Raw genomic sequence first — 26,881 nt, forward strand, 5'->3', positions numbered from 1 at the left:
TCACCCGCACAACCCCGCGGGCAACGTCACCGTCACCGCCAGCCCCGCCCCCGGCGAGGTCCGCACCGCCACCTCACCCCCGTGGGCCACGGCCACCCCCTGGACGATGGCCATCCCCAGCCCGCTGCCCGCGCCCCCGCCCGCCCGGAAGAACCGGTCGAAGATGCGCGCGGCGTCCTCCTCGGCCAGCCCCGGCCCCTCGTCGGAGACACACACCCGCACGAGCCCGTCGGCCCGCTCCAGACCGAGGGCCACCGGTATGTCCGCGGGCGTGTGGGTGCGTACGTTCGCCACGAGGTTGCCCAGGACCTGGCGCAGGCCCGACTCGTCCGCGCGCACCAGAAGGACACCCTCGGCGCTCACCGACACCGGGCGGCCGGGCTGCTGGGCCTGCAGATCCTCGGCCGCGTCGCGCACCAGACGGCTCAGGTCGACGTTCTTGAAGCGCAGTTCGGGGCGCTGGTCGAGACGGGCCAAGGTGAGCAGTTCGTCGACCAGGCGGCCCATCCGGTCGGCCTCGCCGGTCATCCGGTCCCAGGCGCGCTTGCGCTCGGCGGGCTCGCGCAGCATGCCCTTGTCGTACAGCTGGAGGTACCCGCGGATCGCCGACAGCGGCGTACGCAGCTCGTGCGAGGCGTCCGCGACGAACCGGCGCAGCTGGGCCGCGCTGCGCTCGCGCGTGCGGTACGCCGACTCGACCTGGTGGAGCATCGCGTTGAGGGCGAGCCGCAGCTGTTCGACCTCCTGGGTGGGGTGGTGGCTGGAGGGCACGCGGCGGGCCAGATCTCCTTCGGCGATGGCCGACGAGGTCTCCACCATGTCCTCCAGGGGCCGCAGCCGCCGGCTCACACTGAGCATGGTCAGCAGGGCGAGCAGCCCCAGCAGCAGCACCCCGAAGAACAGATCGAGCTTGAGGGCCTTGCCCATCCCCTTGTGCAGCGCGTCGGTCGAGCCGGCGACCAGGATGACACTCCTGTCGGGCAGGGAGACCCCGACGACCCGGAACGGCGTGCCCTCCACCGTCACGTCGCGCGGGTCCGCGTCGCCGGTGACCAGCCGCGGGTCGCCCACGGCGGAGGCGAGGGCCCGCTGGGTCGGGGTCGGTGCGAGGGTGTTGAGCTTGAGGGGCTCGCCCTTCGAGTCGACGATCGCGAAGAGGGAGTCCGCGGTCGGCGGGTCGTCCGCCTCCGGCACCTTCCCGTCGCGGAGGAAGGCCAGCGCGCTCAGCGAGTCGATCTGCCGCGCGGTCAGCTGCGTGCTCTCCAGCGAGTCCCGCATGCCGAGCAGCTTCGAATCGACCTGGTCGAGCAGGTAGTACCGCATGCCCATCAGGCTCACCGCCGTTGCCATGACGATGCCGAGCGCCAGCAGCACCACGTTGGCCAGGGTCAACTGGCCGCGCAGCGAGTGGATGCCGTGTCCGCGGCGGCGGAGGATCATGCGAGCCCGTATCCGACGCCCCGCCGGGTCGTGATCACCGGGGCGCCGAGGGCGTCGAGCTTGCGCCGCAGATAGCTGATGTACGTCTCCACGACGGTCGACTCCGCCGAGTGCTCGTACTGCCAGACGTGCCGCAGGAGCTGCTCCTTGGGGACGATCCGGCCGCCGTTGCGCACGAGGAAACGCAGCAGGGCGTACTCGGTGGGGGTGAGCTCGACCGTGCGGCCCGCGCGGTGCACCGAGTACGTCGTCTCGTCCAGCTCCAGGTCTCCGTAGCGCAGCGGCGGGCGCTCGGGGAGGACGTCGGCCGGGCGGGTGCGGCGCAGGACGGCGGTGATGCGGGCGATCACCTCGTCGATGTTGAACGGCTTGGTGATGTAGTCGTCGCCGAAGGAGAGCGCGCCGACGATCTCCGTGGGCGCGTCGCGAGCGGTGAGGAACACCAGCGCCAGGTCGGGCTGTCTCTCGCGCAGTTCGCGGCCCAGCGCCCGGCCGTCGCCGTCCGGGAGCATCACGTCGAGGAGCGCGGCGTCCGGCCGGGTGCGCTCGGCCAGTGTCAGTGCCTGACGGACGGTCCCGGCCGTCATCACCTCGAAGCGGTGGTAGCGCAGGGCGATGGTCAGGACGTCCGCGATGCTCGGTTCGTCCTCGACGACCAGCACGGTCGCACCCTCGTGAGCGGTCATGCCCCCAGTATCGGCGCGAGCACCGACAACGGAGCGGGCCCGCGCTTTGGAGTTCCTTGTGAGTCATGGCCGGGTCGTGTCCAGGGGACCGCGCCGCCCCGATGCTGAGCCGCAGGACCTGGGGGACCGACCGACTGACCGATTGACCGACCGACGGACAAAGGGGTGTTGAGGCGTGACGACATTGGCACGGTGGTGCTATCGGCACCGGCTGGTGGTCCTGATGCTGTGGGTGGGGGCGCTGCTGGGTCTCGGCTTCTCGGGCTCCGCCGCGGGTACGAACTACGCGGACACCTTCACTCTTCCGAACACGGACTCCACGCGCGCGTACGACCTGATGGAGAAGGCCTTCCCGGAGCGGTCGGGCGACGTCGACACGGTGGTGTGGAAGGTCGACGACGGGACGGTGCGTGACACGTCCGTACGCTCCCGGATCGAGCCCGCGCTCCAGGAGATCGGGCGGATGAAGGGCGTCGGCGAGGTCAGCAGCCCGTACGCCGCCCAGGGGGCCGCGCAGATCAGCGGGAACGGGCGGATCGCCTACGCCCAGATCACCTTCACCGAGCAGGCCAACGCGGTGCCGAAGGCGCTCGTGGAGGACGTCGTCGACACGGCGCGGGACGCCGAACGCGCCGGTCTCCGGGTGGAACTCGGCGGCCAGGCGATCACCCGGATCCAGGAACCGCCCACCGGTATCGCCGAGATGGTCGGCATCGCCGCCGCCGCGGTCGTCCTCTTCCTCGCCTTCGGCTCGTTCTACGCGATGCTGCTGCCCCTCGTCGTCGCGGTCGCGGCCCTCGGCACAGGGCTGATGGGCACCTCGCTGCTCAGCCATGTCACCGACGTACCCGAAGTGGCCCCGCTGCTCGGCTCGTTGATCGGCCTCGGCGTCGGAATCGACTACGCCCTGTTCATCGTGACGCGGCATCGCCGGGGCATCCTGCGTGGCCTGGAGCCCGAGGAGTCCGCCGTCACGGCCCTCAACACCTCGGGCCGCGCGGTGCTGTTCGCCGGCGGCACCGTGTGCATCGCGCTCGCCGGGATGCTGGTGATGAACATGCGCTTCCTGGACGGTGTGGTCGTCGCGACCTCGCTGACGGTCGTGCTGAGCGTGCTCGCCGCGACCACCCTGCTGCCCGCGCTCCTCGGGCTGCTCGGCATGCGCGTGCTCAGCCGCAGGCAGCGCCGCAAGCTGGCCGCCGCGGGACCGGAGCCGGAGGAGGCGAGCGGACCGGCCGCCCGCTGGTCAGGTTACGTGCAGCGGCGTCCGCGGACCATCGCCGCCGGCGCCCTGGTCGTGATGACGGTCCTGGCGCTGCCCGTTCTGTCGATCCGCCTCGGCGCCACCGACCAGGGCAACCACCAGGACTCCACGACCACACGGCAGGCGTACGACCTGCTGGCCGAGGGCTTCGGGCCCGGCTTCAACGGCCCGCTCCAGGTGGTCGTGGACGGCGGTGACGCGGCCGGGCTCGTCGCCACGATCCGCTCGACCGACGGGGTCGCCCAGGCCGCCGCCGCGCCGCCCGCCCAGGGCATCACGGTGATCCAGGTGGTGCCCACCACGTCACCGCAGTCCGAGAGGACGGACCAGCTGATCGACCGGCTGCGGGACGGAGTGATTCCGGCGTCCGGGGCCGAGGCCCATGTGGGCGGAGTGACCGCGGTCTTCAAGGACTTCGCGGCCGTCACGGGGGACCGGCTGCCCTACTTCGTCGGGGCGATCATCTCGCTCGGCTTCCTGCTCCTGATGGTGGCCTTCCGCTCCCTGGTGGTGCCGCTGACGGCCGCCCTGATGAACCTGATCGCGGCCGCCGCCTCGTTCGGAGTGCTCGTCGCGATCTTCCAGTGGGGCTGGGGCACGGAACTCCTCGGCATCGGCAAGGAGGGGCCGATCACCGCCTTCCTGCCGGTCATCATGCTGTCGCTGCTCTTCGGTCTCTCGATGGACTACCAGGTGTTCCTGGTGAGCCGCATGCACGAGGAGTGGGTCCACACCAAGGACAACGCGCGTGCGGTGCGGGTCGGCCTCGCCGAGACCAGCCGGGTCATCAACTGCGCGGCCCTGATCATGATCTGCGTGTTCTCCGCGTTCGTGCTCAGCGGTGACATGGAGGGCGCGATGGCGGGCATCGGGCTCGCCGCGGCGGTCGCCCTGGACGCGTTCATCCTGCGTACGGCCCTGGTGCCGGCCGCGATGCACCTCCTGGGGAACTCCAACTGGTGGCTGCCCGCCAGGATGGAGAAGCGCCTGCCGCACCTGGCGGTGGAGCCGCGTGAAGAGGCGGTCGCCGCCGAGGTCCCCGCGCGCGTGCCCGACGCCGACACCGGCGCCGGCGGTGCCACCGTGATCCACGGCTTCGTCCGCACCCCGGACGGCGCGCCCGTCGAGGGCGCCACGCTGACCCTGCTCTCCAAGGGCGGCCGTCAGCTCGACCGGGTGACGTCGCTGGCCGACGGCTCGTACATCGTCTCGGTGCCGTCCGCGGGGTCGTACCTGCTGGCCGTCACGGCTGAGGACCGCCCGTCCGCGGCCCGCCATGTGATGGTCGGCGCGGAACCGCTGGTGTACGACGTGGAGCTGGCGGAGGACGAGGTGGACGCGGTGAACTGACCGCGCCCCACTGGAGGAAGAGACCCGGGAGGAAGAGACCCGGGAGGAAGAGACCCCGGTGGCGGCCCGCGAAAGCGGCGCGGACCGCCACCGGCCTCAGCCGTCGCTCGTCGCGGGTTTCGTGCGCTTCGTCGGCTTCCTCGCGGGGTCCGGCAGCGAACTCGTCATCCCCGGCAGGAAGTCCGTGAACAGCTCGTGCACCTCACGGACCAGGGGACGCAGCACGCGGAACCGGGCCAGCGAGACGCCGAGCGAGGTGAGACGGGCGCCGCGTTCGGCGAGGCGGTAGCTGCGCTCACGGTCCTCGGTGCGGTCGAAGACCCAGTACAGCACCAGGCCCATCTGGGAGAGCCACAACAACTCGGGCAGCAGCTCCCGCAGTTCCTCCGGCACCTTCGCCTTGGACCCGGTGAGCACCTCGCGGCAGACCCCGATGGCCTCCACGCGCGCGTGCTCCGACTCGGGCGAGAACGGGCTGAGAGGGCTGTCCGGATCGGCGGCGTTCTTGAAGAACTGCACCGCGAACTCGTGGTACGGCGTGGCGACGTCCAGCCAGGCCTTCAGGACCCCGGCGATCCGGGCCTCCAGATCCCGCTCCTGGTCCAGGACCTCGCGGACCGCCACCCGGTGCTCGGCGGCCAGCCGGTCGTAGAAACCCTGGATCAGGTGCTCCTTGCCGGCGAAGTAGTAGTACGCGTTGCCGACGGAGACCCCGGCCTCCTTGGCGATGGCCCGCATCGTCGTCTTCTCGTAACCCCGCTCCTGGAACAGGCGCATCGCCGTCTCCAGGATCAGGGCCCGGGTCTGCTCGCTCTTGGCGGGCGTACGCGCGGGGACCGACGGGCCAGGGCCCTCGGACACCGCTGGACCGGTCGCTGGACCGGCCGGTGGATCGTCCGGCGGGCCGTACGGCCTCGGGGCGCTGTCATTCGCTGCTGGCACGGGACAGAGCCTAACGAGGCGGACAGGCGGCGCCGTCGCAGGCGGGCGGGTGGTAGGTCCAGCCCACCGCCCGGTCGTACGTCCATCCGTCGGCCCCGGTGTACGTACTTCCGCCCCACGTACCCTCCCGGCGGGCCCACCGTTCCTCGCGCCACTTGGCGGCGGCGAGCACCGCGCCCCGTGCCAGACGGGCCCCGGCCGGGGTGCTGAGGCGGTGGGCCAGCGGGCGGTGGTCGGCGAGCGCCCACAGGGTGACGATCCAGGCGGCGGCGCCCCGGTAGACCTGGCCCGCGTCGCCGATCACGGTGATCTCCTCCAGCGTGGCGGTGTGGTCGAGCCCCGGGAAGCGGCGCCCGGCCTCCGCGGACCCGGCGGGCACCAGCTCCAGGGGCACCAACTGGCGCTGCCGTACGAGCCAGTCGCGCAGGAAGGTGCAGAGCGAGCACCGGGCGTCGTACAGGACGGTGAGCCCGAGGACCGGGACGCGCGAGGCGTCCCGGTCGGGGCCGGCGACGGCGGCCATCGAGGTCACCGGGCCGCCGTCGGCGCGACCCAGCCCTGCGGCGGCACGGGCGGCTGCTGCTCGCGCTCCATCATGCCGCGGCGCCGGATCTTGTTGAGCACGTACACGTTCCCCAGATGCATGGCGCCGAGGACGAGCAGCACCACGCCGAGCTTGGTCGACAGGGCCTCGAACACCCCGCGGGCGTCGGCGATCTCGTCGTCCTGGTTCAGATAGAGCGCCACGAAACCGAGGTTCACGAGGTAGAAGCCCACCACCAGGAGGTGGTTGACGGCGTCCGCGAGCTTCTCGTTCCCGTGCAGCACGTCGGCCAGGAAGATGCGCCCGTTGTGACTGAGGGTCCGCGCCACCCAGACCGTCAGCGCCACGCTGATCAGCAGATATATGACATAAGCAACGACTGTGAGGTCCATGTCCCCGCCCCTTCTCAACTTCTGATCTTCTGATCCGAAGTTCTGAACGCGTTCAAAAACGCTGTCGAGAGAGAATGTAGACCTGTTTTTGAACACGTTCAAGTGAGGTGAGGTGTGCGTGGGTGTGACGTGCGGCTCAGGGGGGGGCGGGCCGGGGCTCAGTCGGTCCGCGCCAGCTCCGGTCGCTTGGAGTAGTCCGTGAAGCCGATGACGTTGCCCCACGGGTCGGCGACCTCGACGGTCCAGCCGGTGGCCACGGACAGGGGTGCGTCGAGGGGCTCCACGCCGGCGGCGGCGAGGGTGTCGGCCATTTCCCTGGCGTCCCGCACCTCGATCCACACCCGGGGCGTGGCCCAGGCCGGCGGCCGCTGCCCGAGCGCTTCCTCCAGGCGCAGCAGTACGCCGGGCGTCTCCTTGCCGACCTTCAGTCCCGCGATCCCGGCCTCGTCGAGCCGGAACCCGACGGCGAAACCGGCCCGCCGGTAGAAGTCCACGGCCTGGTCGAGGTCGCCCACGGGGAGGAGGACGTTGTCGAAACCGAGCAGCTCATGCGACTCATCATCTGACATTCCGTCAGATTAGATCGCCGAAAGGAGCGGGCGGGGGAGGCGGTGGGGGAGAGGGGGGGACGGTCACTCGTGTGGCGCCGCGGGGGCCGGTCACTCGTTCGGCTGAGCCGGTTGTCATTGCCCCTGGGTACGCTGAACCCACAGGCGAGACTCTGTCCCATGGGAGCAATGATGAGCGCCGCATTCGAGAACGGGCTCGACGACGAGTCGGCGTACCGCTGGCCGATCCCGCCGCCGGAGGGTTGGACAGCGGACGACCTCGACCGGATTCCTGGCCTCCCGCCGCATACAGAGCTGATCGACGGGAGTCTCGTCTTCGTGAGTCCACAAACCGCATTTCATATGTTCTGTATGCGTTTGCTGGAGTACAGCTTCCTGAGTCAGGCGCCGGATCATCTGAACGTCTTTCGGGAGTTCACCGTCAAGCTGGACCAGCGGAACAGGCCGGAACCAGACCTGCTGGTGGTCTCGGCGGATGCGTACACGGATCTCGACCAGACCTGGCACAGGCCTGAAGATGTCCTGCTCGCGGTCGAAGTGGTCTCGCCTGACTCCCGCGAAAGGGACCGCGAGGTCAAGCCCCGCAAGTACGCGGCAGCAGGGGTGCCGCACTTCTGGCGGGTTGAGAAAGGTGAGGGTAAGGGCCTCCCTGTCGTCTACGTCTATGAACTCGACCCCGCCACGAAGTCGTACGGCCTCACCGGCATCTTTCACGACCGTCTCAAAGTCACGGCGCCCTTCGACGTGGAGATCGACCTGACGGCCGTCGACCGACGGCCGGGTGCTTCGGGGGACGCGATGCAGGGCTGATCGGATCCCACCGCTCCCATGACCCCTCCGGTCGACGGCCGTCGACCGGAGGGGTCATGGCTGTCCCGTGTCAGCGGTGCGCATTCCCGGATCGCCTCGCGAGATCTCATATATGAACCCTGGTCTCCAACGTAAAGTTTTGGTGAGGCAGGGTTCCTATTTCGACGCGTTTCGACGCCTTATTGCCTAATGGCATTCACCTACCTGAACTGCTGTCCGAGTACCTTCGGCACTGGTGTTGACCTCAAAAGAGAGACGCCAGCACACTGAACGTCGCCCCCCTCATTGGGTGAACGGCCTCTCCACGTACCCAATGGGCGCAGTTACCGCACTGGCGTACTGGCGCATTTGGCGTACCACTTTCACGGCGCACCCTGAATCCGCGTGCGCCGTTCACCGCACCTCAGCGAAGCACCACCGCTCTGCCGCCGCCGCGCGCCTTCCGCTGCCCCGCAACGAGACGAGGAGCACTCCATGACCGGATTCAACCGTCGTGATTTCATCAGGGCCGCCGGTGCCGGATCCGCCGCCCTGGCGCTGCCGCTGACAGGCGTGGCGGGCCGGGCGAGCGCGGCGGTGGCGGCGCCGACGGCTCTGCGGGCCGTCGTGAACGCCTCGGGCGCCTGGCAGGTGACCGCGACCGTGCTCGGCTGGACCTTCGCCGGCTCGGTCGGCTCGGCCGCGACCGGCATCACCACCCGTTCGGGTTCGGACGCGGTGGGCGCGTACACCGAGACGACGTTCACGTTCCAGTCGGGCGCGAGACAGGGCGGCATCCGTGTGTACGACGCCGCGTCGGCCATCGTCTTCACCGACACCCGTGTCGACGCCGGCGCCAACACCAGGCCGTTCCCGACGATCACCGAATACCCGGACCTGCCACACCGGTTGAGCCACCGGGAGTGCTTCGGAAGGCCCCAGTTCAACAGCTTCGAGAGTGCGGCGGACAGCCCGTGGGTGTTCTTCGACGACTCGGCCAACACCTTCCTCCTGTCGGCAGCGAGCCAGTTCCAGAACACCCGGACCACCCAGGCCGCGGACGGCTCGATAGCGGTCGGCGTGATCAGTTCGATCACCACCCTGCCGGCCGGCCACACCCGCCGGACGATCCTGTCGGTCAAGGCCGGGATCGGCGCCGCGCACCGCGCGTGGGGCACCGCGCTGACCCGTCTTGCGGGCAAGACCCCACCGCCCAACGACCGGGGCGTCATCCTCGACAAGCTGGGCTACTGGACCGACAACGGCGCGGACTACTACTACAAGTTCGACGAGTCGAAGGGCTACACGGGCACCCTGCTGGCGGTCCGTGACGAGTGGGCGGCCCAGAAGATCCCCATGGGATACATGCAGCTCGACAGCTGGTGGTACCCCAAGGGCCCGGACCAGAAGTGGAACGTCGTCGAGGACGGCACCTACCTGTACGAGGCGGACAAGGAGCTGTTCCCGGACGGACTGGCCGCGTTCCGCGAGGAGCTGGGCATGCCGCTGGTCACCCACGCCCGGTGGATGGACGCGTCGAGCCCGTACCACGACGACTACGCGTTCTCGAACAACGTTGTCATCGACCCGGAGTTCTGGCAGAGCGTCATGAACTACCTGCGCGAGGGCGGAGTCGAGGTCTTCGAGCAGGACTGGCTCTGCACCCATGCCAAACCCTCCGACACGAGCCTCACCGAGGCCGACGCGTTCTTCGACAACATGGCCCGGTACTCCGCGGCCGAGGGCATCGACCTCCAGTACTGCATGGCACTGCCCCGCGACTACCTCCAGAGCACGCGCTACCCGCACCTGACGACGATACGAGTGAGCGACGACCGCTTCGACCGCCCGAAGTGGGACGACTTCCTCTACGACTCGCAGTTCGCGGGCTCCCTCGGCGTGTGGCCCTGGGTCGACGTGTTCCTGAGCGGCGAGCGGAACAACGTACTGCTGGCGAACCTGTCGGCAGGACCGGTCGGCGTCGGGGACGCGCTCGGCAAGGTGAACGCCGCCAACCTGTCGAAGGTGGCACGCCCCGACGGGGTCCTGGTCAAGCCCGACGTGCCGATCGTCCCCACCGACGCGACCTACGTCGGGCAGGCGGCCGGGAACCTGCCGGCCATGGTCGCCGCCACCCACGTCGTGCACGCGACGGGACTGACGTACCGCTACGTCTTCGCGTACGCCAGGCAGCTCCGCGCACCGCAGCGGATCTACCAGGCGGAGGACGCGACGACCCGCTCGGGGGTGACCGTCAGCACGGCCGAGTCCGGCTACACCGGCAGCGGGTTCGCCGACTACCAGCACGCCGACGGCGACTACGTGGAGTGGACGGTCCAGGCGCCCGCGGCGGGCACGTACACGCTCCAGTTCCGCTACGCGAACGCCGCCTTCACCGACCGCCCGCTCGCCGTGACGGTGAACGACGGCACCGCCCGCACCCTGTCGTTCCCCTCGACCGGCTGGTGGTCGTCGTGGAGCGCGGTGGGGCTGACCGCGACGCTCACCGCGGGCGCGAACACCGTACGGGCCACCGCCACCGGGTCGAGCGGCGCGAACATCGACTGGCTCGGCGTCACCCAGGGCACCGTGCCGACGGGCCTGTCCCAGAGCGTCTCGTTCAGCCTGGCCTCACTGGGCGTGGGCGGAGCGGCGTACGTCTACGACTACTACGCCGGCACCGGGACCCTGGTCGCCGCGGGCGGCAGTGTGAGCACCACCGTCACCAGCGGTACGTACTGGGTCGTCGCGCCGGTCGGGCCCTCGGGCATCGCGTTCCTGGGCGACGCGGGGAAGTTCGTGTCGCACGGCGGCAAACGCGTCGTGAACCTGGCCGACGACGGAACGGTGAAGGCCACCGTCGCCTTCGCGGCGGGCGAGGGCCCGGTGACCCTGCACGGCTACGCCCCACGCAAGCCGACGGCGACCGCCACCACGGGGAGTGTCGGCGCGGTCGCCTACGACACGTCGACCAAGCTCTTCACGGTCGAGGTGACGGCAACGGACAACAAGGCGGTCATAGCGATCGCTCCCTGAGTCCCCTGCCTTTCTTGAACTCGACCCACCGGCCGAGAACCCATTGATCAGGAAGGTGAGTACTGACGTGAGAAGACTTCGCGCGGTCGCCGTGGCGGCGGCCGCGACCATTCTCGGACTGATCGGCGCCCCGACAGTGGCAGCCGCAGCCTCGACAGCCGGCCCCGCCTCGGCGGCGGCGCCGGCCGCGACCTCCGACCTCCGGGTGATGCCGATGGGCGACTCGATCACCTGGGGCGCGGGCAGCAGCACCGGCAACGGCTACCGGCTCCCGCTGCGCGACGGACTCACCGCCGCGGGATACACCGTGGACTTCGTCGGCAGCCTGCAGAACGGCAGCATGGCGGACCCCGACAACGAGGGGCACAGCGGCTGGCGCATCGACCAGGTCGCCGGCGTCACCGACTCGGTCCTGGCCACGTACCGGCCCAACGTGGTCACCCTGATGATCGGCACCAACGACCTGAACCAGAACTACCAGGTGGCGACCGCCCCGGACCGGCTGCGCGCCCTGGTCGACCGGATCACCGCCGACCTGCCGGATGTCACCGTGCTGCTGGCCTCGCTGATCGTGTCGACGCACTCGGTCGAGGAGCCCCTGCGTCCTGCGTTCAACCGGCAGGTGCCCGAGATCGTCGAGGCCGCGCAGGCGCAGGGCAAGCACGTCGGTTACGTCGACATGGGCGGGCTGACCACCGCCGACCTCGCGGACTCGCTGCACCCCAACGACAGCGGCCACCAGAAGATGGCGGACGCCTTCGACGCCGGTATCCGGGCCGCCGACGCGGCGGGCTGGATTGCGGCGCCGGGGCCCAGCGGAGTGGTGCGCTCCGGCATCGCGGGCAAGTGCCTGAACGACGACCACGCCAGGACCGCCAACGGCACGCCCATCCAGTCGCGCGGCTGCAACAACACCAACGCCCAGTGGTGGACCCTGCGCACCGACGGCACCCTGCGCATCTACGGCAAGTGCATGGACGCGGCGGACGGCGGCACGACCGACGGCACCCTGATCCAGCTCTACGACTGCAACGGCACGGGCGCCCAGGTGTGGGAACCGCACAACGGCGGCTACCGCAACCCGCAGTCGGGCCGCTGCCTTGACGTCCCCGCCTCGTCGACAGCGGACAACACGCAACTACAACTGTGGACGTGCAACGGCACGAACGCCCAGAAGTGGACACAGCTGCAACCGGTGTGACCCGACGCGCCTGACGCGAACGGAGCCCCGCTCCCCGGCAGAGAACCGGGAAGCGGGGTGCTGCCCCTGGTGACTGCGACCTTGCCGTAGCCGCGCCAAGTCCAGCTCCCAGCAGGGCGATCCGGCGACATGGGTGTCTGCGGCGAAACCCTCCTCGACATCGCCGGAAGCTTCGCCGGCGGTATCGCCGGAAAGATGCTCGCGAAATACGGGGCCCCTGGGACCGGGTCAAGGGAGCCCGACTGGCCAAACGGGTCGTCGGCCTCGTCGGGGACATCGTCGGTGGCGCGATGGACATGATCAGCGCCACCAAGCGGGTCAGCAAGGCCAACGCCGCACTCGCGCGAGCTCGGGACAAACTCGCCAAGGCCAAGAAGGCGGCAGCAGAAGCAGCCCCGGAGGTCGGCGACTCCTGCAAAGCCGGGCAAGAAGCACAGCTTCCTGCCCGGCACACGTACTATGTGCTGGCGGGGGCCACGCCGGTCTTGGTTCACAATTGCAACGTTTCGCTGAGTCAGAGGGAGGCGAATACGCTGCGCGTCGGCCCTCATGCCGATGGGTCGGTGCCTGCGACCGGGCCGGTAGTTACCTCGGAGCAGAGTGCGGCCATGCAGGGAAGGCCATGCCACTCCTGCGGTGGGAGCAGTCCGACTATGACGGGTGACCACCAGCCGTCTACTGGAATTGGACCGACTAGCCTTCCGCGCAGCCTGTTTCCTCACTGTGAAACGTGCAGTGATACTCAGGCGGTTGCTGTATCGAAAGCCCAGCAGATGCTGCGCAATCACGGCTCGGTTGGCGATGGCGCTGACCGGGCGCACCATCAAACTCAGATTGAGTAGTTGGCGGAGAAATGCTCATTGGTAGTGCCGAGCTTTACTTGAACCATCGCGTGATCCGTATTGGATCGACAGCCCCGCCGGAGGAGGTCCTGGCGTTGGCCGGTGCGCCACTGGTGGCGTCTAGGAGTCACGTCCAGATCGCCGCACGTGCGCAGGTGGGGCTGGTCCGGGTCAGGCTGTGGAACAGGGCTGGCCCGGCCGAGGGCAGCGTCCTGTTCGACGGAGACCTGGTGCTCGACGACGGGGCCATCGGAGTCGGCGACATCCTCGGCGTGTCACGTTTCGTGCAGAACGTCGGGGATCCTGGCGTGCATCACATCCGAGTCGCTGTCGATGACCCCGGGATTGCTTCCCGTGTCGACGTAGTTATCGATTCCGGACGCGACGGGCAAGCACTGACAAGCGTGGACGGTTACCCGCTGCCCCAGTTTGTAGTAGCCGATAATTTCAATCTCGGTAAGTCTGATGAACTCGGACTGATTCTTTCAGCTCACGATATGCCGCACAATCGCCTTGCCGCCTCGTTCAAGGTGATCAAGCTGGCCTCGGAGTCAGATCCTTTGGACCGCGTAGAAATTCTCAGGGAATTTCAAATGCGCATGGTCTGCGAGTGGCTTAGGTGGCTCGCCCCCGTGGCCTCTGCGGATGCAGTGTCTGCGATGGCCGGTTACATGTCCGAACGTTTGGATGGAACGGCGGCGGTAGGTCTCGACCACGCTTCAGCAGAGCTCGCTGCGGATGTACTTGCCCGGCTGTCCGGTGACCGCTAGTAGATGTTGCGCTGCTAAGAAGCGTGACCAGTAGCAAATTTTAGCCCCGCCGAGCTGTCTGCGGCGGGGCTAATTTACCGCCTGACGGCAGTAGTTGACGGCAACGGTGGCGGACGCAGTGGTGTCCGCCGCCGTCTGGCTGTCAGGGGCGGCCGAGCGCGTGGCCGAGCAGGTCGATGGCGTCGCGCTGAAGGCGGATGCGTACGTGGGCGTAGACGGTGGCGGTGACGCCGATGTGGGCGTGTCCGAGGAGTTCCTTGATCACGACAAGTTCGACTCCCTGTTCCAGAAGCAGGGTGGCGGTGGAGTGCCTGAGGTCGTGGAAGCGGATGCGGCGGAGGCCGGCCTTGCGGAGGAGCATGGTGAAGGTGCGGGTGAGGTTGGTCGGGTCGATCGGTCTGCCCTGCACCGTGGTGAACACGTGCCCGTCGTGCTGCCGGGTGGTACCTGCGGCCTCGCGTTCGCTCTTCTGCTGTTCGTGCTGGAGCTTCAGTGACTGGACGCAGCGGGTGGGGAGGGCGATGCGGCGCTCGGAGGCCCACGTCTTGGTGGGCAGCGTGGTGAGCCCGCCTGCGGCCTTGCGCTGCAAGGTTCGGCGGATCGCGGCGGTGCCCGCGTCAAGGTCGAGGTCTTCCCAGTGCAGGCCGAGGAGTTCGCCCTTGCGGAGTCCGGTGTGGAGGGCGAGTTCGAACAGGGCATGCAGCCGGTGGCCTTGGGCGGCGGTGAGGAACTGGCGGGCTTCCTCGGCGGTGAGGGGTTCGACGCGTCGGGGCAGTGGGGTGCCGGTGCGGACGTTGCGGGCGACGTTGCGCGGGATCTCCTCTTCGCGGACGGCGTGTTCCAGGGCGGACTTGAGTACGGAGTGGATGTAGGTGAGCGTCAGCGGGGAGAGCAGCTTGTGGCAGCACTGGTCGGCTGCGCAGCAGCGGGGCTGGTCGCGTCGGGCGTCGAGGCCGCGCGTGCAGCACTGGCAGGTGGCGCGGAGCTGGTTGAGCCAGGTGCGGACGTCCTTGGCAGTGAGCTTGGCCAGCTTCTTCTTGCCGAGGCCGGGGATGAGGTACCGGTGGACGCAGGTGGTGTAGCGGGTGTGGGTGTTCTCGCGGAGGTGGTGGACGGCGACGTTCTCCAGCCAGTACGTCAGGTACGCGGCCACGCTGCTCTGAGCGGAGGGGACGAGGAGGCCGCGGTTGCTGGTGGCGATCTTCTCGGTGAGCTTGGCCAGAGCGTCTTTGCGGGTGGTGCCGTAGACGCGGACGCGGCGACGGGTGTTGCCGGGGGCGAGGACGTAGCCGGCGGCCTCCCAGCGGCCGTCCTTGCGCTGGTAGACAGTCCCGTCGCCGTCGCCGTCGCCGTCGCCGTCGCCGTCGCCGTTGGCTCGGACGCGGCGGGAGGCGGAGGTGTCGCGGGGCGTGGTCATCAGGCGGCGGCTTCCTGGTCGAGGCGGGTGCGGATGAAGCCGTTGAGCGCGTGGGTGGGGATGCGGCGGGCGCGGCCGAGGGTGATGGAGGCGAGCTGGCGGGTGCGGATGAGGTCGTAGACGGCGGAGCGGCCGAGCTGGAGGCCGCCGAGGAACGCTTCGCGAAGGCCAGCGTCGAATTCGAAGCCGCCACAGCCCACAGGGACGCGATGCGAGCCGTCATGGAGCAACGCAAACGCCTCAGCGGCAACTACACACCCGAGGAGAAGGCCGCCAAGGCCCAACTCCTGCGCGACAGACTTGCCGAGGCCCGACGCCGACGCTGACCCTGAACCGCGCCATGGCGCAGCAGCAGGCGACGACCTGTGGAGAGCTGTTCAGAATTTCTTTACTTGATCAAGAAGGGCGTCCCGCTTGCGCGGGCCGCCGCGCGCCGGCGGCCGGTGACCGCCGCCCGCTCCTGTCTGCCGCCCCGCTGGCGACGCCCACCGGCCACTCGGCGCGCAGTGGCAGGCAAGCGAGCCGAACCCGATCCCGGAAGCAGCCGCATCGGCCTGCAGCGGCGCCGCCAGGCCGACTCAGTGACTCCGCCGAACGCCGCACAGCACCTCGTCAGGTCGCGGCCGCCGGAAGCCGCGATCGTCGAGGGGTGCGGTCACAGGCCAGGCCATAGTTCGAGCAGCCGAGCCCGCTGCCGAGCGGCCAGGCCGGAGCAGGGCGGATGCCGTGACGGAAGGAAGAGGCGTGGTTGAGGCCGGCGCGGGGTTGCTGGAAGCACACGTGGCGCGTGATCTCTCGGCGAGCCCGCCGTCGTGGCTGACTTTCTGTGGCTGAGCTTGAAGGTCCGACGGGGATCAGGCGACCAGCGACGGTGGCGCGATCGTCCGTACTCGGTCGTACAGATCGCGGACCGTTGCGTTCTTCAGATGAGGGCGCAGGAGACCGAACATCGCCTTCACGCGGTCGTCGGCGCGGCCGGACTGCACCTTGGGGTAGTCGTCGAGGGCCTGGTGCCAGGTGGCACACGCCGCTTCCAGGTGGCCGAGTTCCAACTGCCGCTCTGCCAACAGTCCGCGACGGTGTACTCGTGTGCGCTGGTACGCGCTGGGGCGGAGCAGGTCCGCTTGTTGCATGGCTTCGACGGCTCCGGCTTTGTCGCCGAGTTCGTAACGCACCTGGCTGACGTGGTAGTTGAGCGAAGAGGGGTCATACGAGCCGAACGCCTTGCCGCGTGACTCGGCACGGTCCATGGCCGCCTCGGCCGCCCGGATGTAGCGCAGCGCACCCGTACGGTCACCGGTCTGCGCGGCGGCGTGTGCCTGCTGGCCGACGAGGAAGGCCAGCATCCGGGGGCCGGCTTTCGGGGAGGCGGCGGCAGCGGCGTCGGCCAGTTCCATGGCCTTCGCCCCGTGGTCGAGGTCGACTGCTTGGACGCTCATGCCCCGCAGGGTGGTGCAGTACGTCAGGTGGTCTTCGGCAGCGCCTGCCAGCTCCAGGGCTTTGACGTAGTAGCGCTGCGCGAGTCCGTGCAGCCCTTCGTCCACGGCCATGTAGCCGGTCAGGTAGAGCAGGTCCGAGGCGGCGGAAAGCATCGCTTTGCGTACGCCCTCGGGTGCGTCGGCGCGCAGATAGGAGGCCACGGTGTTGACCATGAACGAGGCCGCCATGGGACGTGCATGCCGGCCGCCGAACTCGTCGTCCAGTTCCGAGACCCGCTCGGTCATGGCGACGACCATGTCCACTTCGTTCATGCCGATGCGACTCGTGCGGCCAGACTGAATGACATCGGCACGCCCGACTACATCAGGCCAGCCGGGAATGGTGACGGCCACGGAGAACAGGCCGGCACCCAGGACACTGCGGCGGGACGGGTCCATATCCAGCCTCCCCAGGTCGATCACTCCTTCCACGGTATCCGCAGCCGCGGAGGAGCGATCGTGTGGAATGGGCAGTCCGGCCTCGGCATGGGTGACGGGGCGGCTGAGGCGGCGGGAGAGAGCTTCGAGGATGCATCCGCGCACCGCGCCGCGAGGGACGGTGCCGCCGAGCCAGTGGCTCACCGCCGATTCGTCATAACGCAGGGGGATTCCGGTCTCCGTACCGACGCGGTTCACCGCCCGTGCGAACTGGCGGTGAGTCCAGCGGCTCTCGGCGAGCAGGCGTCCGAGCGCCACGTTTGGTTCACGCTTGGCCATGCCCTCAACTCCCCGTGAACTTGCGAACTTTCAAGGCTTTCAAGTCCTGGTGCTGCGGCAACGGTACCGCTGAGCGTGGTCGTGCGGTTGCGTAGAGGCAGCAGGCAACGGCGAGTCCTCGCCGCAGCCGTCGTCTGAAGGGCTGAGGGATGAGAAGCGAAGCACGGGCCCGTCTGGCCCGGATGGCCGAGGAGCGGGGCATGGACGGGGTGTTGAGGATCGACACCTACGAGGGCGCGGACCTGCCGCCGGGGTCGAACCGGTTCTCGCCGTGCCTCTGCTCGCAGTACGGCAGTGCCACGCCCGAGCACGGAGCGGAGAAGCTGAGCGTCGCAGTACGCGAGGCCAACCAGCGCAGCCGCGGAGAGCGGCTGTGAACCGGTTAGCCGCAGCCGTCGGCCGCTACGCCGGACCACTCCTGATCATCACCATCTCGGGATTGGTCGGCTTCGTCCTGGGCGTCGCCGCCGCATCCACACCCACCTGACTCCTCCCCGTCACGCATCCAGGCTCCCCACCTGTGACGAGGAGGGCCCGCGCCGGAAGCGGCGGGCACCCCGCCCGGCTGCCTTCTTCGCAAGGGTCCGGCAGCCGGACGGGTCCAACTCCGCAGCATCCGCTGCGGAGTCCACTGAAAACCGTAAGGGAGAAAACGATGAACGTGGACGAGCTGTTCACCGGAGACCTGACCACCGGCGTCCCGGCCATCGAGGCCGCGCTGCTCGACAAGATGCCGGGCGGCGGCGACAACAACGGCGACCACTGCAGCAAGTGATCCAGGGCTGACGCCGGGCGGGGCGGGGCCGTTCGCGGCCCCGCCCCGCCGCACGACATCGGAAGGGGACTACATGTTGTCGATGCGTCTGCGCCTGGCCGATCTCCAGGAGCCCAAGTGGAGATCGCAGGGCGGCCGTTGGATCAACGGCGAGAGCTGGATCGAGCCCGCGAACGTGTCCACTCTGGTCATGGAGGTCGACGACGACCAAGCGCCGCGCGTACGGGTCCGGGTGAAGGAGTGCAAGCGGGACGAGGCCGACTTCGTCGAACTCACCATGGAGCCCGGACAAGCCCGCCTGGCGGCGGGTGTCTTCGGTACAGCCCCGCTCTATCTGACAGAGAAGGCCGGCGAACTGCACGCTTCGTGGGACCTGACACTGCTGCGACCGTATCTGCGGGCCGACCGTCTGGTGGCGCGGGTCGTCGCCCGCACGCTGACGAGGCAGCACCGCTACACGTCCGAGACGCTCTTCCAAGGCGTCTACCGCCTCACCGAACGGGCAGCGGCCACGTTCACCCCTTCGGGACTCAGCATCCGCTATCCCGACCCCGCCGAACACGTACTCGAGCCACGTACGCTGCGGCCCGGCGTTGATCCACTCGTGGCTCTGGATGAATTGCTGACCGACGTGATCCGCCAGGCGCCGACGGCCATTGGATGTGTGGGTGTTGAGCTGTCCGGCGGCGCGGACTCCGGGAACGTCGCCCTGGCCGTGAAAGCAGCCCGCTTCCCCGAGGTGTACAGCTTCGGCCTGCTGGTGGGAGGAAGCACCGGCAGGCAACAGAGCGAGCGGCGTCGGGCCCTTGTCGAGCACTGCGGCTTCCGGGACACGGCCACCCCCGCCATGCAGCACCCACCCTTCTGCGCTGGAGGCGTGCGCGATCTGTGCAAGCCGCACGACCCGGCGGGAGCCTTCTATCAGGAGGCGTTCGATGTTGTGCGCGAGCAGGCAGCCGTACGGCGGTGCGAGGTCATGTTCACCGGCAGCGGCGGCGACGAGATCAACGCCCACCACTCCAGGACACAGGCCGAACTGCCGACACCCGAACCCGTACCGTGGCTCGGAGTCAAGGCAGCCCGAGCACTCGCCGAGGTGAACGAGTATCTGGCACCCATCCCGGTACTGCCCGTACCGACCCTGATGGCGTTCGGGATGCACAACCCCGGATTCCTCCGGGCCGGAATCTGGCCGGTGAGCCCGCTCGTGCACCCACGGATCGTGCGGTTCATGGAGCAGCTGCCGCACGAGCACAAGCGAGGCAAGGCGCTGTTCCGCGACCGGATCAGACGGGCCGGGGTACCCGAGTGGGTGGCCGCGCCGGCCGAACCGGAGAACTTCCTGGCTGTTCTGGAAAGGGGCCTGCGTTCCTACGGTTTGCCCGTACTGGATGACATGCTGAAAGAGTCCATCCTGGTGGACCTCGGCTACGTTGATGGGAAGGCTCTCGCCAAGGCGCGGAGGGACGCCCACGCTGCGTCGGTCGTCCCCAACCTGCTGTGCGATGTGCTCGCCCTGGAGGTCGGACTGCGAAGCCTCATGTGACCAGCCCCGACACGGAAGCCGAGCACGTGGAAGCCACCAACCTCCTGTACCGCGATCCGGCACTCTACGACGTGGTCCAGTCCGACAGCACGAGCGCCGAAATGTGCCAGACCCTGATCGAGCTGCACAGGCCGGACGCCCGGACCCTGGTCGATTTCGGATGCGGTACCGGCCGCGACCTGGAGATCCTCGCCAAACGCTTCAAGTGCATCGGCGTGGACCTCCAGCCCGGCATGGTCGACTACGCCCATCAAGCCCGGCCCGGGCTGGAGATCCGCACCGGCGACATGCGCACCGTACGACTCGGCAGCCGCATGGACGTGGTGACCTGCATGGGCAATAGCCTCGCCTACGTGCACGACAACGAGGCGATCAGCCAGGTCTTCGCCACTTTCGCGTCCCACGCCCGGCCGGGAGCGCTGCTCGTGCTGTGTTCCCCCGTCGCCCCGATCACCAGGACCGAGCCGACCACCGCCACGGTCGACACCTCGACGGGATCCGCGACCGTCACCATTCGCCACACGTGGGATCTGCGGACCCAGATCAACACCATGCACCGGCACTGGATGCTCCCCTCGGGCGACGAGGCCCGAGACGAGATCCGCAGACGCGTCCTGTTCCCCCAGGAGCTCGAACGCTACGCGGAGGCCGCCGGCTTCGAGGTCCTGGACATGCTCGACGGCACAGGGACAGGGCTCACTGGCCCCACCGCATACACGGTGGCCCGACAAAATCCGCGGTGACCGGCGGAGCGAGAAATGGCACCAGCGCCAGCCGCCCGACTCCTGACGGCAGTAGCGACGCCGAGGTTGAAAGGGTGGGGTGACAGAGTCATGAGGGCTCCAGCACGAGTCCGGTCTCGGTGATGAAGCCGTCGAGTACTTCGGGTCGGTGTTGGATGTCGCGCGGGCGGTTCTTGACGAGCGGGAGGCGGAGTCGGACGCGGGGATGGACGGTGGTGGTGACGTCGATGTGGGTGTGGCCGAGAAGTTCCATGATCGCGACGAGTTCGACGCCCTGATCCAGGAGCAGGGATGGCGCTCGAGTACTGGAAGGCGTCGAAGCGGACCCGTCGAGTTCGGCCCGGTCGAGAAGTCCGCGAAGGCGGCGGACGAAATTACGAGGGTTTCTTCAGGCGCCCTTGACCTCGTGCCGGAGGCTGCCGCCGGAGTCGCGCTGGATGTGAAGTGCGCCGGTCGGGTTTGCCGTCGCTGGTGACTGCGACGCTCAGGTGTCCCGGGCCTTGCGGCCAGCCGCGGATATGTCTTGGCGCGCGGCTGCGAGGAGGGAGGTCAGGTCGGAGGTGCGCAGTGTGAGGGTCGTGGTGGGGTCGGCGGATTCGCGGAGGCGGAGGGTGCCGTCGGGGGCGGTGGCTAGTTCGAGGCAGTTGTTTCCCTCGCTGCTGTAGGACGACTTCTGCCAGTGGAGGGTGGGCACTTGAAGCCTTTCGTAGATCGTTGATGATCGCGCGGATCAGGTCTCGGGAGGCAGCTTCAACGGGCTGAGTCGGTCGAGTCTGTCTTCACCCGGTGCCCCGACGCTCAGATGTCCTGGACCGTGCGTGCCGCGGATATGCCTCGCCGCGCGGCCGCCAGTAGGGACGCCAGATCAGGGGTGTGCAGGGTGAGGGTCGTGGTGGGGTTGTCGGATTCGCGTAGGCGGTGTGTGCCGTCGGGGGCGGTGGCGAGTTCGAGGCAGTTGCTGGCCTCGCTGCTGAAGGTGGATTTCTGCCAACGGAGTTCGGTCATGACGGGGCCTTTCACAAATCGGCGATGATTCCGTGGATGAAGTCGCGGGAGTCTGCGGCGTTCAGTGAGAGTTGCTCCATGCGGCCCATGATCGTTCGGTATTTGTCCAACTGGGCTTCCGCGTGCAGGAACTCGGATCCGTGTTCCGTGTCCAGTTGCACGGTGTCCAGCTGCGGGTGTGGACCGTGGGCGATGACCACGGTCTGGCCGGCGCCGGGGAAGATGCCTGCCGAGAAGGGGAGTACGAGGACGGTCACCCCCTTACGCTCACTCATCTGCGCGATGTGCGCCAACTGTTCCCGCATGACCTCGGGCCCGCCGAACCGCATACGCAGCGCGGCTTCGTGGATGATCCCGGCGTACTGCGTCGGGGTGTCGCTGTAGAGAATCCCCTGACGCTTGATGCGGTGGGACAGGCGGTGCTCGATGGTCGGAGGCGGCAAGGTGGGCACGTTCTGCTGGAAGACCAGACGCGCGTAGCCCACAGTCTGGAGCAGGCCGGGCAGGTGGGTGAACTGAACCGTACGTAGTGCTGTGGCGTGCTCCTCCATCTCCGACAGGTCCAGCAGGACCGGTGGGAGGAGATCTCGGTAGTCGTCCCACCAGTTACGGGAGCGTCCGCCCGTCATGGCCGCGAGTGCGTCGATGTAGGGCTCATCACAGCATTCGTACCCATGGGCGAATGCTCGAACGCGATCCGCGCTGACGCCGAACCTTCCCGACTCGATATTGCTGATCCGGGCCGGGTCAATACCCAATTTCTGCCCCGCCACGCGGGAGTTGAGGCCGGCGCGCTCACGCAGTTTGCGCAGTTCAGCGCCCAGGCGCTGCTGCCTTACCTTGTGTGTGCAGTCGATTACCCCGGGTGCCTCCGAGGATGTAGGAGCGCTTCGCAGCGGCGACAGAGCCACCCGACTTCCTATCAACCCCTGCATCACACAGAGGAGTTACGGCCATGACCGAGCTCGTCCTGAAGCACGTCGCCGCGTCCCCGCTCGACGGTGACTGGGAGTACGCCCTTCGGATCGCCAACTCGCCTTTCGGGCCCGGCATCGTCAGAGCCCATGTGCGGGCCGTGCTCACCCGGCACCGGACGGACTCCGCCGTGCTCGACAACGCGCAGCTCGTCGCCTCGGAGCTGGTCACCAACTCCCTTGCCTGCACTCGGGATTCGGTCTCCGTGAGGCTCGTACGTACCGACGGGCGGTTGCGGCTCAGTGTGTGGGACAGCAACCCGTACCCACCACCGCGTCGGCCGGGGCACGCGACGGGGCCGGAGCCGGACGCCGAAAGCGGACGCGGGCTGTGGCTGACGCAGGCGTGTGCCGACGAGTGGGGCCACTACCTCCTGGTCAACGGCCGCCGAAACGGCGGCGGCAAGGAGGTCTGGGCGGAGTGGCGCACCCCGGGCACATAGATTCCCTGTCCAGGGCGCGTGAATGCCACCATGAACGCCGCCTTCCGTACGCGGCGGAACACGCCCTGTCCGCACCGGCCCCGGTGCGGACGCGGCCCGCTCGGCCCTGGCGGACCTGCTGCTGGTGCACGTGGTGCGCCAGTGGCTGCGGGACAACGGCACCGCCGACGTCCCGTACGTCGACGACCCGGTGATCGCGTCCGCGTTGCGGCACATTCACAGCGCCTCGTACGAGTCCTGGCGGGTCTCCGAACTGAGTGCCGCCGTAGGCATGTCGCGCACCGCCTTCACCCGCCACTTCACCAGGATGCTCGGGAAGCCGCCCCGGGATTACCTGACCGGGGTGCGGCTGTCCCCGGCGGCGAGGCTGCTCCGTGAGAGCGACGCACCGTTGGCAGCCGTCGCGCGCGAGCTCGGGTACTCCACCGAGTTCGACTTCGGTGCCGCCTTTCGTCGGGAGCACGGTATTTCTCCGGGCCGCTTCCGTGACGCCCCGGACACCGGTCCGCCGGCCGGTGGGGGCGTGAACGGTGACGTGCTTGCCACGACGGACTCCGCCCGGAGCAGCTGACGGATGACTCACCGTTCCCTCGCCGGAGCGTGTCCGGCGGTGGACGAAGGGCTCCGTCGCGGATCTCACCGCCCGGCTCGACGGCCACCGTCCAGACGGCCACCGTCCAGACGGCGGCCGTTCAGACGGTGGCCGTCGAGCCGGTGGCCGGGATGCGGAGCACCGCGGCGTGGATGGCGTCGGTGATGGTCACGCCGACCGAGTACGACGGTCACCGGCCGCGCTTGCGCTTCACGAGGCGTATTCGTCCGAGATCTCGGTGGCGTAGTTCTTCCAGAGCGGTTGCATGGTCTCGGCGTTGACCGGCTGCCCGGAATCGATCATGGCCTTGAAGTCGCGGAAGTACTGCACGTACAGGTCCGGTGTGAAGGTGTTCAGCATGACGGCGTTCTCGTCGCCGATGTTGGCGAACGTGTGCGGTGCCCCGGTCGGCACGATGACCCAGGTGCCCGGCCCGGCGTCGTAATGGTCCTCGCCGACGGTGAACCGGAAGGTTCCTGCCAGCACGTAGAAGCCCTCGTCGTGCTGGGCGTGGCGATGCTGCAACGGGCTCGGGGTGCCCGGCGGAATGGTGACCTCGGCGAACCCCAGCCGGTGGTCGGTGTGTTCGCCGTTCTCCAGGATGCGGATCTGCTGCGCCCCGCTGCCGAGGATCTCGCCCTCACCGGGGCGGACGATGTTTACCTTCGCCATGACTTCTCCTGTTGCTCTTGGCTGCCTTGGTCACCACCATCCTTGTCCGGGCCGGCGGTGCGCGTCTTGGTCGTCCGCGCACGGTTGCTGGTCACCAGCGCGCGGGCGTTGTAGCCGTATGTCGCCTTGAAGAGCTTGCTGAAATGGGTGGGATCGGAGAATCCCCACCGGGCGGCCACGGCGGTGACCGTACGTCCGCTTCCGGTCAGCTCGGTCCGGCAGCGCTCCAGACGGCGACGGCGGATCAGGGCCGCGACGGTGAGCGGCTGGTCCTCGAACAGCTTGTGCAGCCGGCGTACGGACATGTGGTGGGCGGCGGCGATGCCGGGCGGGGACAGCTCGGGATCGGCCAGCCGGGCCTCGATGTAGCCGGTGATCCGGCTCCGCAGCCACTCGTCCGGGGCCGGCTGTTCGTCGCCGAGCCGGGCTTCCAGTGCGACCGCGATCAGCTCGACGACGGCCGCCGCCGACCGCAGCGCCTCCGCCTCGCGGAACTCGGTCGCCGACCGTGCCGACTGCCGGGCCAGCACGGAGACGAGAGCCCCCGGGCCGTGGCTGCCGTCGATGCGTACGCCGATGAGCCGGTCGAGCTGCGCGGGCCGGATCCGAAGCTCCCGGCGCGGAACCAGGATGGTGACGTGCGTCGCTGCGGTGCTCTCGAACCGGAGCGTACGTGTGGGATCGAGCAGTACCAGGTCGGTCGGCCCGAGTTCGGCGTCGCCGCGGCCTTGCTCGATCCGCGTCCGGCCCCGGGTCATCACCTTGACCGCCAGGTGCTCGCCGTCGGAGGCGTCGCGCTCCCGCCCGATGCAGGCGCTCTCGGGTGTGTCGAGGGAGACCAGCCGCAGCGGGCCGAGGTCACAGGTGGCGATCCGACCTCGGAAGCCGGCCCCGGCCAGCTTGTTGACCAGCGGCGGAAACCCGCTGGCCGCCAACTCGTCCTGGAACGACTCAAGGTTGCCGATCACCGGCCGATGATAACGGCGGGCGCACGCGGTGGACGGCTCGGTCGTCGGCCGACGGCCGACGGTCGTCGGCCGACGACCGAACGGTGAGCGCAGCACCGATATCCGAATCGGTGGTGACCGCCGCGATGGATTTCGAGATGTGTTCACGCTCGTTGGCGATCAAAGGGCTCCCTGCCGACCTACAGGACACGCCCTAGTCGCCCGGGGGCACAGGGAGCACCGGGAGAACGGGGAGAACGGTCTGACCGGCCACTGGCTGGTCCGGCCAGGTGAAGGCGTATGTCGCGTCAGCCCCTCGGCTCATACGTATGTGGCGCAGCAGCTCGCGCACGATGCCTGCGTTGCCCATCGCCCACCCTGTGTGGGGTTCGAGGGTGTTCGGGGTGGCCCGGTGCTCGACGTTCGACCATCGCGCGCCGTCGGCGTCCCGGGTCGCGCGGGACACGATGTCTGCGACAAGGATCCGTGCGAAGTGCCCATGTGCGGGCCGTGCTCACCCGGCAGCGGACGGGCCTCCGCCGTGCTCGGCGACGCGCAGCTTGTCGCCTCGGAGCTGGTCACCAACTCCCACGCCTGCACACGGGATTCCGTCTCCGTACGGCTCGTACGGCTCGACGGGCGGTTGCGGCTCAGCGTGTGGGACAGCAACCCGTATCCGCCGCCACGTCGGCAGCGACAGCTGATGACTGCCGCCGCTGGACGGGATACCTGACTCAGTCGGTTCTCCGGCTGGTGGGGAGCGGCGTGAAACCTGTCCTGGACTGGACTGTTCGATTCATACTTGTGATTCTTCGAGGTGACTTGGGGGAAGGCGGGGCTGGTGCGACGGTTGTTGACGGTCGGCTTCGTGCCGAGCGCGCTGTTCGTCACCTGCGTATGGGTGCTGGCGCGCGCCGGGAGCTACGACGGTCGCAGCGACTGGAGCTCGGCCCTCCCCTCGTCGGCCGGCGACTGGACCGGCAACCTTCTCGGGATCACCGCCTGCGTCTGTCTGCTCGCCCTGCTGCTGCATCCGTTCCAGGTCAGGGCGGTGCGGGTGTTGGAGGGGTACTGGGACAGGTGGCCCGCCACCGCGGGGCTCGCGGGTGTTCTGGTGGAGATCCAGCGCCGCCGTCACCGTGCGCTCCGAGCCAAGGCCGCCCGTCCGGGCCCGGTCGCCGCCGATGCCCGGCGCCGCCTGGCCGCCCGGCCGCCGGTGGATGTCCTGTTGCCGACCGCCCTCGGCAACGCCCTGCGCGCGGGGGAGTTGAGCGCCGGTGAACGCTACGGCCTGACGACGCTCTCCTCCTGGCCGCGCATCTACATGCAGGTCTCGGATCGGATGGCGCAGGCCCTGCGCTCGACGCGGGACGCGTTGGACACCGCCGTCAACCTCTGCTGGAGCTTCCTCGCGTCGGCGGTGGTCCTGGGCGTCGGACTGTCCGACGAGCCGGGGGTGCGGTGGCTCTGTGTTCCGGTACTCGTCCTCGCGGCCGTCGCGTACAAGGGCGCCGTGACCGCGGCGCAGGCGTACTCCGGGCTGATGCACGTCGTCTTCGACCTGCATCGCTTCGACCTGCTGGACGCGCTGCACCACCGCTTGCCGGCGGAGAGGGAAGAGGAGCAGGAGGTTTTCACACGGGTCTCGCGGCTGTTCGCGGGGCAGGGGGTGCCGGATCAGCCGTACGAGCACGGGGTGCCGCGTGGCTCGTACACGGATGATGCTGACGGTGCCACAGAAGCGTAG

General features: G+C 68.8%; 27 protein-coding genes. 11 read left to right on the top strand and 16 right to left on the bottom strand.

Going from position 1 to position 26,881, the window contains the following annotated elements; all coding sequences use genetic code 11:
- Both ACLVWQ_RS19340 and ACLVWQ_RS19345 read right to left on the bottom strand, forming a co-directional pair.
- On the bottom strand, positions 1 to 1,440 hold the full coding sequence (locus tag ACLVWQ_RS19340) for an ATP-binding protein (RefSeq protein ID WP_414110132.1): 1,440 nt from the start codon (positions 1,438 to 1,440) through the stop codon (positions 1 to 3).
- Positions 1,437 to 2,126: a response regulator transcription factor gene (locus ACLVWQ_RS19345; RefSeq protein ID WP_414110134.1), complete on the bottom strand. Its 690-nt coding sequence runs from the start codon at positions 2,124 to 2,126 to the stop codon at positions 1,437 to 1,439. The genes ACLVWQ_RS19340 and ACLVWQ_RS19345 overlap by 4 nt, the downstream gene beginning before the upstream one ends.
- Before the next feature lie 184 nt (positions 2,127 to 2,310).
- Here ACLVWQ_RS19345 and ACLVWQ_RS19350 point away from each other — a divergent pair, with 184 nt between their 5' ends.
- Complete coding sequence (locus ACLVWQ_RS19350; RefSeq protein ID WP_414110389.1) at positions 2,311 to 4,740, top strand: MMPL family transporter; 2,430 nt, start codon at positions 2,311 to 2,313, stop codon at positions 4,738 to 4,740.
- 96 nt (positions 4,741 to 4,836) lie between these two features.
- On the opposite strand, the gene ACLVWQ_RS19355 is transcribed toward ACLVWQ_RS19350, so the two are convergent.
- The 4 genes from ACLVWQ_RS19355 to ACLVWQ_RS19370 all read right to left on the bottom strand — a co-directional run bounded on the left by ACLVWQ_RS19355 (position 4,837) and on the right by ACLVWQ_RS19370 (position 7,187).
- Positions 4,837 to 5,601 carry a TetR/AcrR family transcriptional regulator gene (locus ACLVWQ_RS19355; RefSeq protein ID WP_414110390.1) on the bottom strand — a complete coding sequence of 255 codons (765 nt, stop codon included), beginning with the start codon at positions 5,599 to 5,601 and terminating at the stop codon, positions 4,837 to 4,839.
- Positions 5,602 to 5,692: 91 nt separating this feature from the next.
- Positions 5,693 to 6,205 carry a thiol-disulfide oxidoreductase DCC family protein gene (locus tag ACLVWQ_RS19360; protein ID WP_414110391.1) on the bottom strand — a complete coding sequence of 171 codons (513 nt, stop codon included), beginning with the start codon at positions 6,203 to 6,205 and terminating at the stop codon, positions 5,693 to 5,695.
- 5 nt (positions 6,206 to 6,210) lie between these two features.
- A complete protein-coding gene (locus tag ACLVWQ_RS19365; RefSeq protein ID WP_414110135.1) occupies positions 6,211 to 6,618 on the bottom strand; it encodes a hypothetical protein in 408 nt (135 codons plus the stop codon).
- A gap of 158 nt (positions 6,619 to 6,776) precedes the next feature.
- Positions 6,777 to 7,187, bottom strand: coding sequence for a VOC family protein (locus tag ACLVWQ_RS19370; RefSeq protein WP_414110137.1), 411 nt, complete (start codon positions 7,185 to 7,187; stop codon positions 6,777 to 6,779).
- A 171-nt stretch (positions 7,188 to 7,358) separates the two neighbouring features.
- On the opposite strand from ACLVWQ_RS19370, the gene ACLVWQ_RS19375 reads away from it, so the two are divergent.
- The 4 genes from ACLVWQ_RS19375 (at position 7,359) to ACLVWQ_RS19390 (ending at position 13,825) form a co-directional block, all read left to right on the top strand.
- Entirely contained in the window at positions 7,359 to 7,997 is a 639-nt protein-coding gene (locus tag ACLVWQ_RS19375; protein ID WP_414110393.1) for a Uma2 family endonuclease, read from the top strand.
- Positions 7,998 to 8,471: 474 nt separating this feature from the next.
- Positions 8,472 to 11,012: a carbohydrate-binding protein gene (locus ACLVWQ_RS19380; RefSeq protein ID WP_414110138.1), complete on the top strand. Its 2,541-nt coding sequence runs from the start codon at positions 8,472 to 8,474 to the stop codon at positions 11,010 to 11,012.
- Positions 11,013 to 11,079: 67 nt separating this feature from the next.
- Positions 11,080 to 12,213: a ricin-type beta-trefoil lectin domain protein gene (locus ACLVWQ_RS19385; protein WP_414110139.1), complete on the top strand. Its 1,134-nt coding sequence runs from the start codon at positions 11,080 to 11,082 to the stop codon at positions 12,211 to 12,213.
- A gap of 853 nt (positions 12,214 to 13,066) precedes the next feature.
- Positions 13,067 to 13,825, top strand: a complete 759-nt coding sequence (locus ACLVWQ_RS19390) for a hypothetical protein (RefSeq protein ID WP_414110140.1) — start codon at positions 13,067 to 13,069, stop codon at positions 13,823 to 13,825.
- A 142-nt stretch (positions 13,826 to 13,967) separates the two neighbouring features.
- Here ACLVWQ_RS19390 and ACLVWQ_RS19395 read toward each other — a convergent pair whose 3' ends face one another.
- The 3 genes from ACLVWQ_RS19395 to ACLVWQ_RS19405 form a co-directional block, all read right to left on the bottom strand.
- Complete coding sequence (locus ACLVWQ_RS19395; protein WP_414110141.1) at positions 13,968 to 15,242, bottom strand: tyrosine-type recombinase/integrase; 1,275 nt, start codon at positions 15,240 to 15,242, stop codon at positions 13,968 to 13,970.
- Positions 15,242 to 15,442, bottom strand: a complete 201-nt coding sequence (locus ACLVWQ_RS19400; RefSeq protein ID WP_414110143.1) for a DNA-binding protein — start codon at positions 15,440 to 15,442, stop codon at positions 15,242 to 15,244. The genes ACLVWQ_RS19395 and ACLVWQ_RS19400 overlap by 1 nt, the downstream gene beginning before the upstream one ends.
- 654 nt (positions 15,443 to 16,096) lie before the next feature.
- The gene (locus ACLVWQ_RS19405) at positions 16,097 to 17,437 is read right to left on the bottom strand and encodes a tetratricopeptide repeat protein (RefSeq protein WP_414110144.1); all 1,341 of its coding nucleotides are present in this window, start codon (positions 17,435 to 17,437) and stop codon (positions 16,097 to 16,099) included.
- A gap of 149 nt (positions 17,438 to 17,586) precedes the next feature.
- On the opposite strand from ACLVWQ_RS19405, the gene ACLVWQ_RS19410 reads away from it, so the two are divergent.
- The 3 genes from ACLVWQ_RS19410 to ACLVWQ_RS19420 all read left to right on the top strand — a co-directional run bounded on the left by ACLVWQ_RS19410 (position 17,587) and on the right by ACLVWQ_RS19420 (position 20,501).
- Positions 17,587 to 17,814 (top strand): hypothetical protein, encoded by a 228-nt coding sequence (locus ACLVWQ_RS19410; protein WP_414110145.1) that lies wholly within the window; start codon positions 17,587 to 17,589, stop codon positions 17,812 to 17,814.
- Positions 17,815 to 18,285: 471 nt separating this feature from the next.
- Positions 18,286 to 19,758, top strand: a complete 1,473-nt coding sequence (locus ACLVWQ_RS19415; protein ID WP_414110146.1) for an asparagine synthase-related protein — start codon at positions 18,286 to 18,288, stop codon at positions 19,756 to 19,758.
- Entirely contained in the window at positions 19,755 to 20,501 is a 747-nt protein-coding gene (locus ACLVWQ_RS19420) for a class I SAM-dependent methyltransferase (protein WP_414110147.1), read from the top strand. Before ACLVWQ_RS19415 ends, ACLVWQ_RS19420 begins: the two co-directional genes overlap by 4 nt.
- A gap of 88 nt (positions 20,502 to 20,589) precedes the next feature.
- On the opposite strand, the gene ACLVWQ_RS19425 is transcribed toward ACLVWQ_RS19420, so the two are convergent.
- The 4 genes from ACLVWQ_RS19425 to ACLVWQ_RS19440 form a co-directional block, all read right to left on the bottom strand.
- A complete protein-coding gene (locus ACLVWQ_RS19425) occupies positions 20,590 to 20,754 on the bottom strand; it encodes a hypothetical protein (RefSeq protein ID WP_414110148.1) in 165 nt (54 codons plus the stop codon).
- 231 nt (positions 20,755 to 20,985) lie between these two features.
- Complete coding sequence (locus ACLVWQ_RS19430) at positions 20,986 to 21,195, bottom strand: DUF397 domain-containing protein (RefSeq protein WP_414110149.1); 210 nt, start codon at positions 21,193 to 21,195, stop codon at positions 20,986 to 20,988.
- Positions 21,196 to 21,299: 104 nt separating this feature from the next.
- Entirely contained in the window at positions 21,300 to 21,506 is a 207-nt protein-coding gene (locus tag ACLVWQ_RS19435; RefSeq protein WP_414110150.1) for a DUF397 domain-containing protein, read from the bottom strand.
- Positions 21,507 to 21,517: 11 nt separating this feature from the next.
- On the bottom strand, positions 21,518 to 22,411 hold the full coding sequence (locus ACLVWQ_RS19440) for a Scr1 family TA system antitoxin-like transcriptional regulator (RefSeq protein WP_414110395.1): 894 nt from the start codon (positions 22,409 to 22,411) through the stop codon (positions 21,518 to 21,520).
- A gap of 50 nt (positions 22,412 to 22,461) precedes the next feature.
- Between ACLVWQ_RS19440 and ACLVWQ_RS19445 the strand changes: the two genes are divergently transcribed.
- Positions 22,462 to 22,923, top strand: coding sequence for an ATP-binding protein (locus ACLVWQ_RS19445; RefSeq protein ID WP_414110152.1), 462 nt, complete (start codon positions 22,462 to 22,464; stop codon positions 22,921 to 22,923).
- A gap of 124 nt (positions 22,924 to 23,047) precedes the next feature.
- Positions 23,048 to 23,494 carry a helix-turn-helix transcriptional regulator gene (locus ACLVWQ_RS19450; RefSeq protein ID WP_414110153.1) on the top strand — a complete coding sequence of 149 codons (447 nt, stop codon included), beginning with the start codon at positions 23,048 to 23,050 and terminating at the stop codon, positions 23,492 to 23,494.
- Between the two features lie 231 nt (positions 23,495 to 23,725).
- Here ACLVWQ_RS19450 and ACLVWQ_RS19455 read toward each other — a convergent pair whose 3' ends face one another.
- Genes ACLVWQ_RS19455 through ACLVWQ_RS19465 form a run of 3 tightly spaced genes read right to left on the bottom strand, consistent with a single transcriptional unit; the run spans position 23,726 to position 25,318 of the window.
- On the bottom strand, positions 23,726 to 24,187 hold the full coding sequence (locus ACLVWQ_RS19455) for a cupin domain-containing protein (protein WP_414110154.1): 462 nt from the start codon (positions 24,185 to 24,187) through the stop codon (positions 23,726 to 23,728).
- Positions 24,175 to 25,155: a helix-turn-helix domain-containing protein gene (locus ACLVWQ_RS19460; RefSeq protein ID WP_414110155.1), complete on the bottom strand. Its 981-nt coding sequence runs from the start codon at positions 25,153 to 25,155 to the stop codon at positions 24,175 to 24,177. The genes ACLVWQ_RS19455 and ACLVWQ_RS19460 overlap by 13 nt, the downstream gene beginning before the upstream one ends.
- The gene (locus ACLVWQ_RS19465; protein WP_414110156.1) at positions 25,139 to 25,318 is read right to left on the bottom strand and encodes a hypothetical protein; all 180 of its coding nucleotides are present in this window, start codon (positions 25,316 to 25,318) and stop codon (positions 25,139 to 25,141) included. The genes ACLVWQ_RS19460 and ACLVWQ_RS19465 overlap by 17 nt, the downstream gene beginning before the upstream one ends.
- Before the next feature lie 657 nt (positions 25,319 to 25,975).
- On the opposite strand from ACLVWQ_RS19465, the gene ACLVWQ_RS19470 reads away from it, so the two are divergent.
- On the top strand, positions 25,976 to 26,881 hold the full coding sequence (locus tag ACLVWQ_RS19470) for a hypothetical protein (protein ID WP_414110158.1): 906 nt from the start codon (positions 25,976 to 25,978) through the stop codon (positions 26,879 to 26,881).

The organism is Streptomyces sp. CWNU-52B (assembly GCF_047444975.1).
Classification (GTDB): Bacteria; Actinomycetota; Actinomycetes; order Streptomycetales; family Streptomycetaceae; genus Streptomyces.

Coding starts and splice junctions, on each gene's coding strand:
- ACLVWQ_RS19455 (WP_414110154.1), bottom strand. CDS start 24,187: ATGGCGAAGGTAAACATCGTCCGCCCCGGTGAGGGCGAGATCCTCGGC.
- ACLVWQ_RS19395 (WP_414110141.1), bottom strand. CDS start 15,242: ATGACCACGCCCCGCGACACCTCCGCCTCCCGCCGCGTCCGAGCCAAC.
- ACLVWQ_RS19425 (WP_414110148.1), bottom strand. CDS start 20,754: ATGGAACTTCTCGGCCACACCCACATCGACGTCACCACCACCGTCCAT.
- ACLVWQ_RS19375 (WP_414110393.1), top strand. CDS start 7,359: ATGAGCGCCGCATTCGAGAACGGGCTCGACGACGAGTCGGCGTACCGC.
- ACLVWQ_RS19340 (WP_414110132.1), bottom strand. CDS start 1,440: ATGATCCTCCGCCGCCGCGGACACGGCATCCACTCGCTGCGCGGCCAG.
- ACLVWQ_RS19345 (WP_414110134.1), bottom strand. CDS start 2,126: ATGACCGCTCACGAGGGTGCGACCGTGCTGGTCGTCGAGGACGAACCG.
- ACLVWQ_RS19445 (WP_414110152.1), top strand. CDS start 22,462: ATGACCGAGCTCGTCCTGAAGCACGTCGCCGCGTCCCCGCTCGACGGT.
- ACLVWQ_RS19435 (WP_414110150.1), bottom strand. CDS start 21,506: ATGACCGAACTCCGTTGGCAGAAATCCACCTTCAGCAGCGAGGCCAGC.
- ACLVWQ_RS19405 (WP_414110144.1), bottom strand. CDS start 17,437: ATGGCCAAGCGTGAACCAAACGTGGCGCTCGGACGCCTGCTCGCCGAG.
- ACLVWQ_RS19390 (WP_414110140.1), top strand. CDS start 13,067: ATGCTCATTGGTAGTGCCGAGCTTTACTTGAACCATCGCGTGATCCGT.
- ACLVWQ_RS19415 (WP_414110146.1), top strand. CDS start 18,286: ATGTTGTCGATGCGTCTGCGCCTGGCCGATCTCCAGGAGCCCAAGTGG.
- ACLVWQ_RS19410 (WP_414110145.1), top strand. CDS start 17,587: ATGAGAAGCGAAGCACGGGCCCGTCTGGCCCGGATGGCCGAGGAGCGG.
- ACLVWQ_RS19365 (WP_414110135.1), bottom strand. CDS start 6,618: ATGGACCTCACAGTCGTTGCTTATGTCATATATCTGCTGATCAGCGTG.
- ACLVWQ_RS19380 (WP_414110138.1), top strand. CDS start 8,472: ATGACCGGATTCAACCGTCGTGATTTCATCAGGGCCGCCGGTGCCGGA.
- ACLVWQ_RS19370 (WP_414110137.1), bottom strand. CDS start 7,187: ATGTCAGATGATGAGTCGCATGAGCTGCTCGGTTTCGACAACGTCCTC.
- ACLVWQ_RS19360 (WP_414110391.1), bottom strand. CDS start 6,205: ATGGCCGCCGTCGCCGGCCCCGACCGGGACGCCTCGCGCGTCCCGGTC.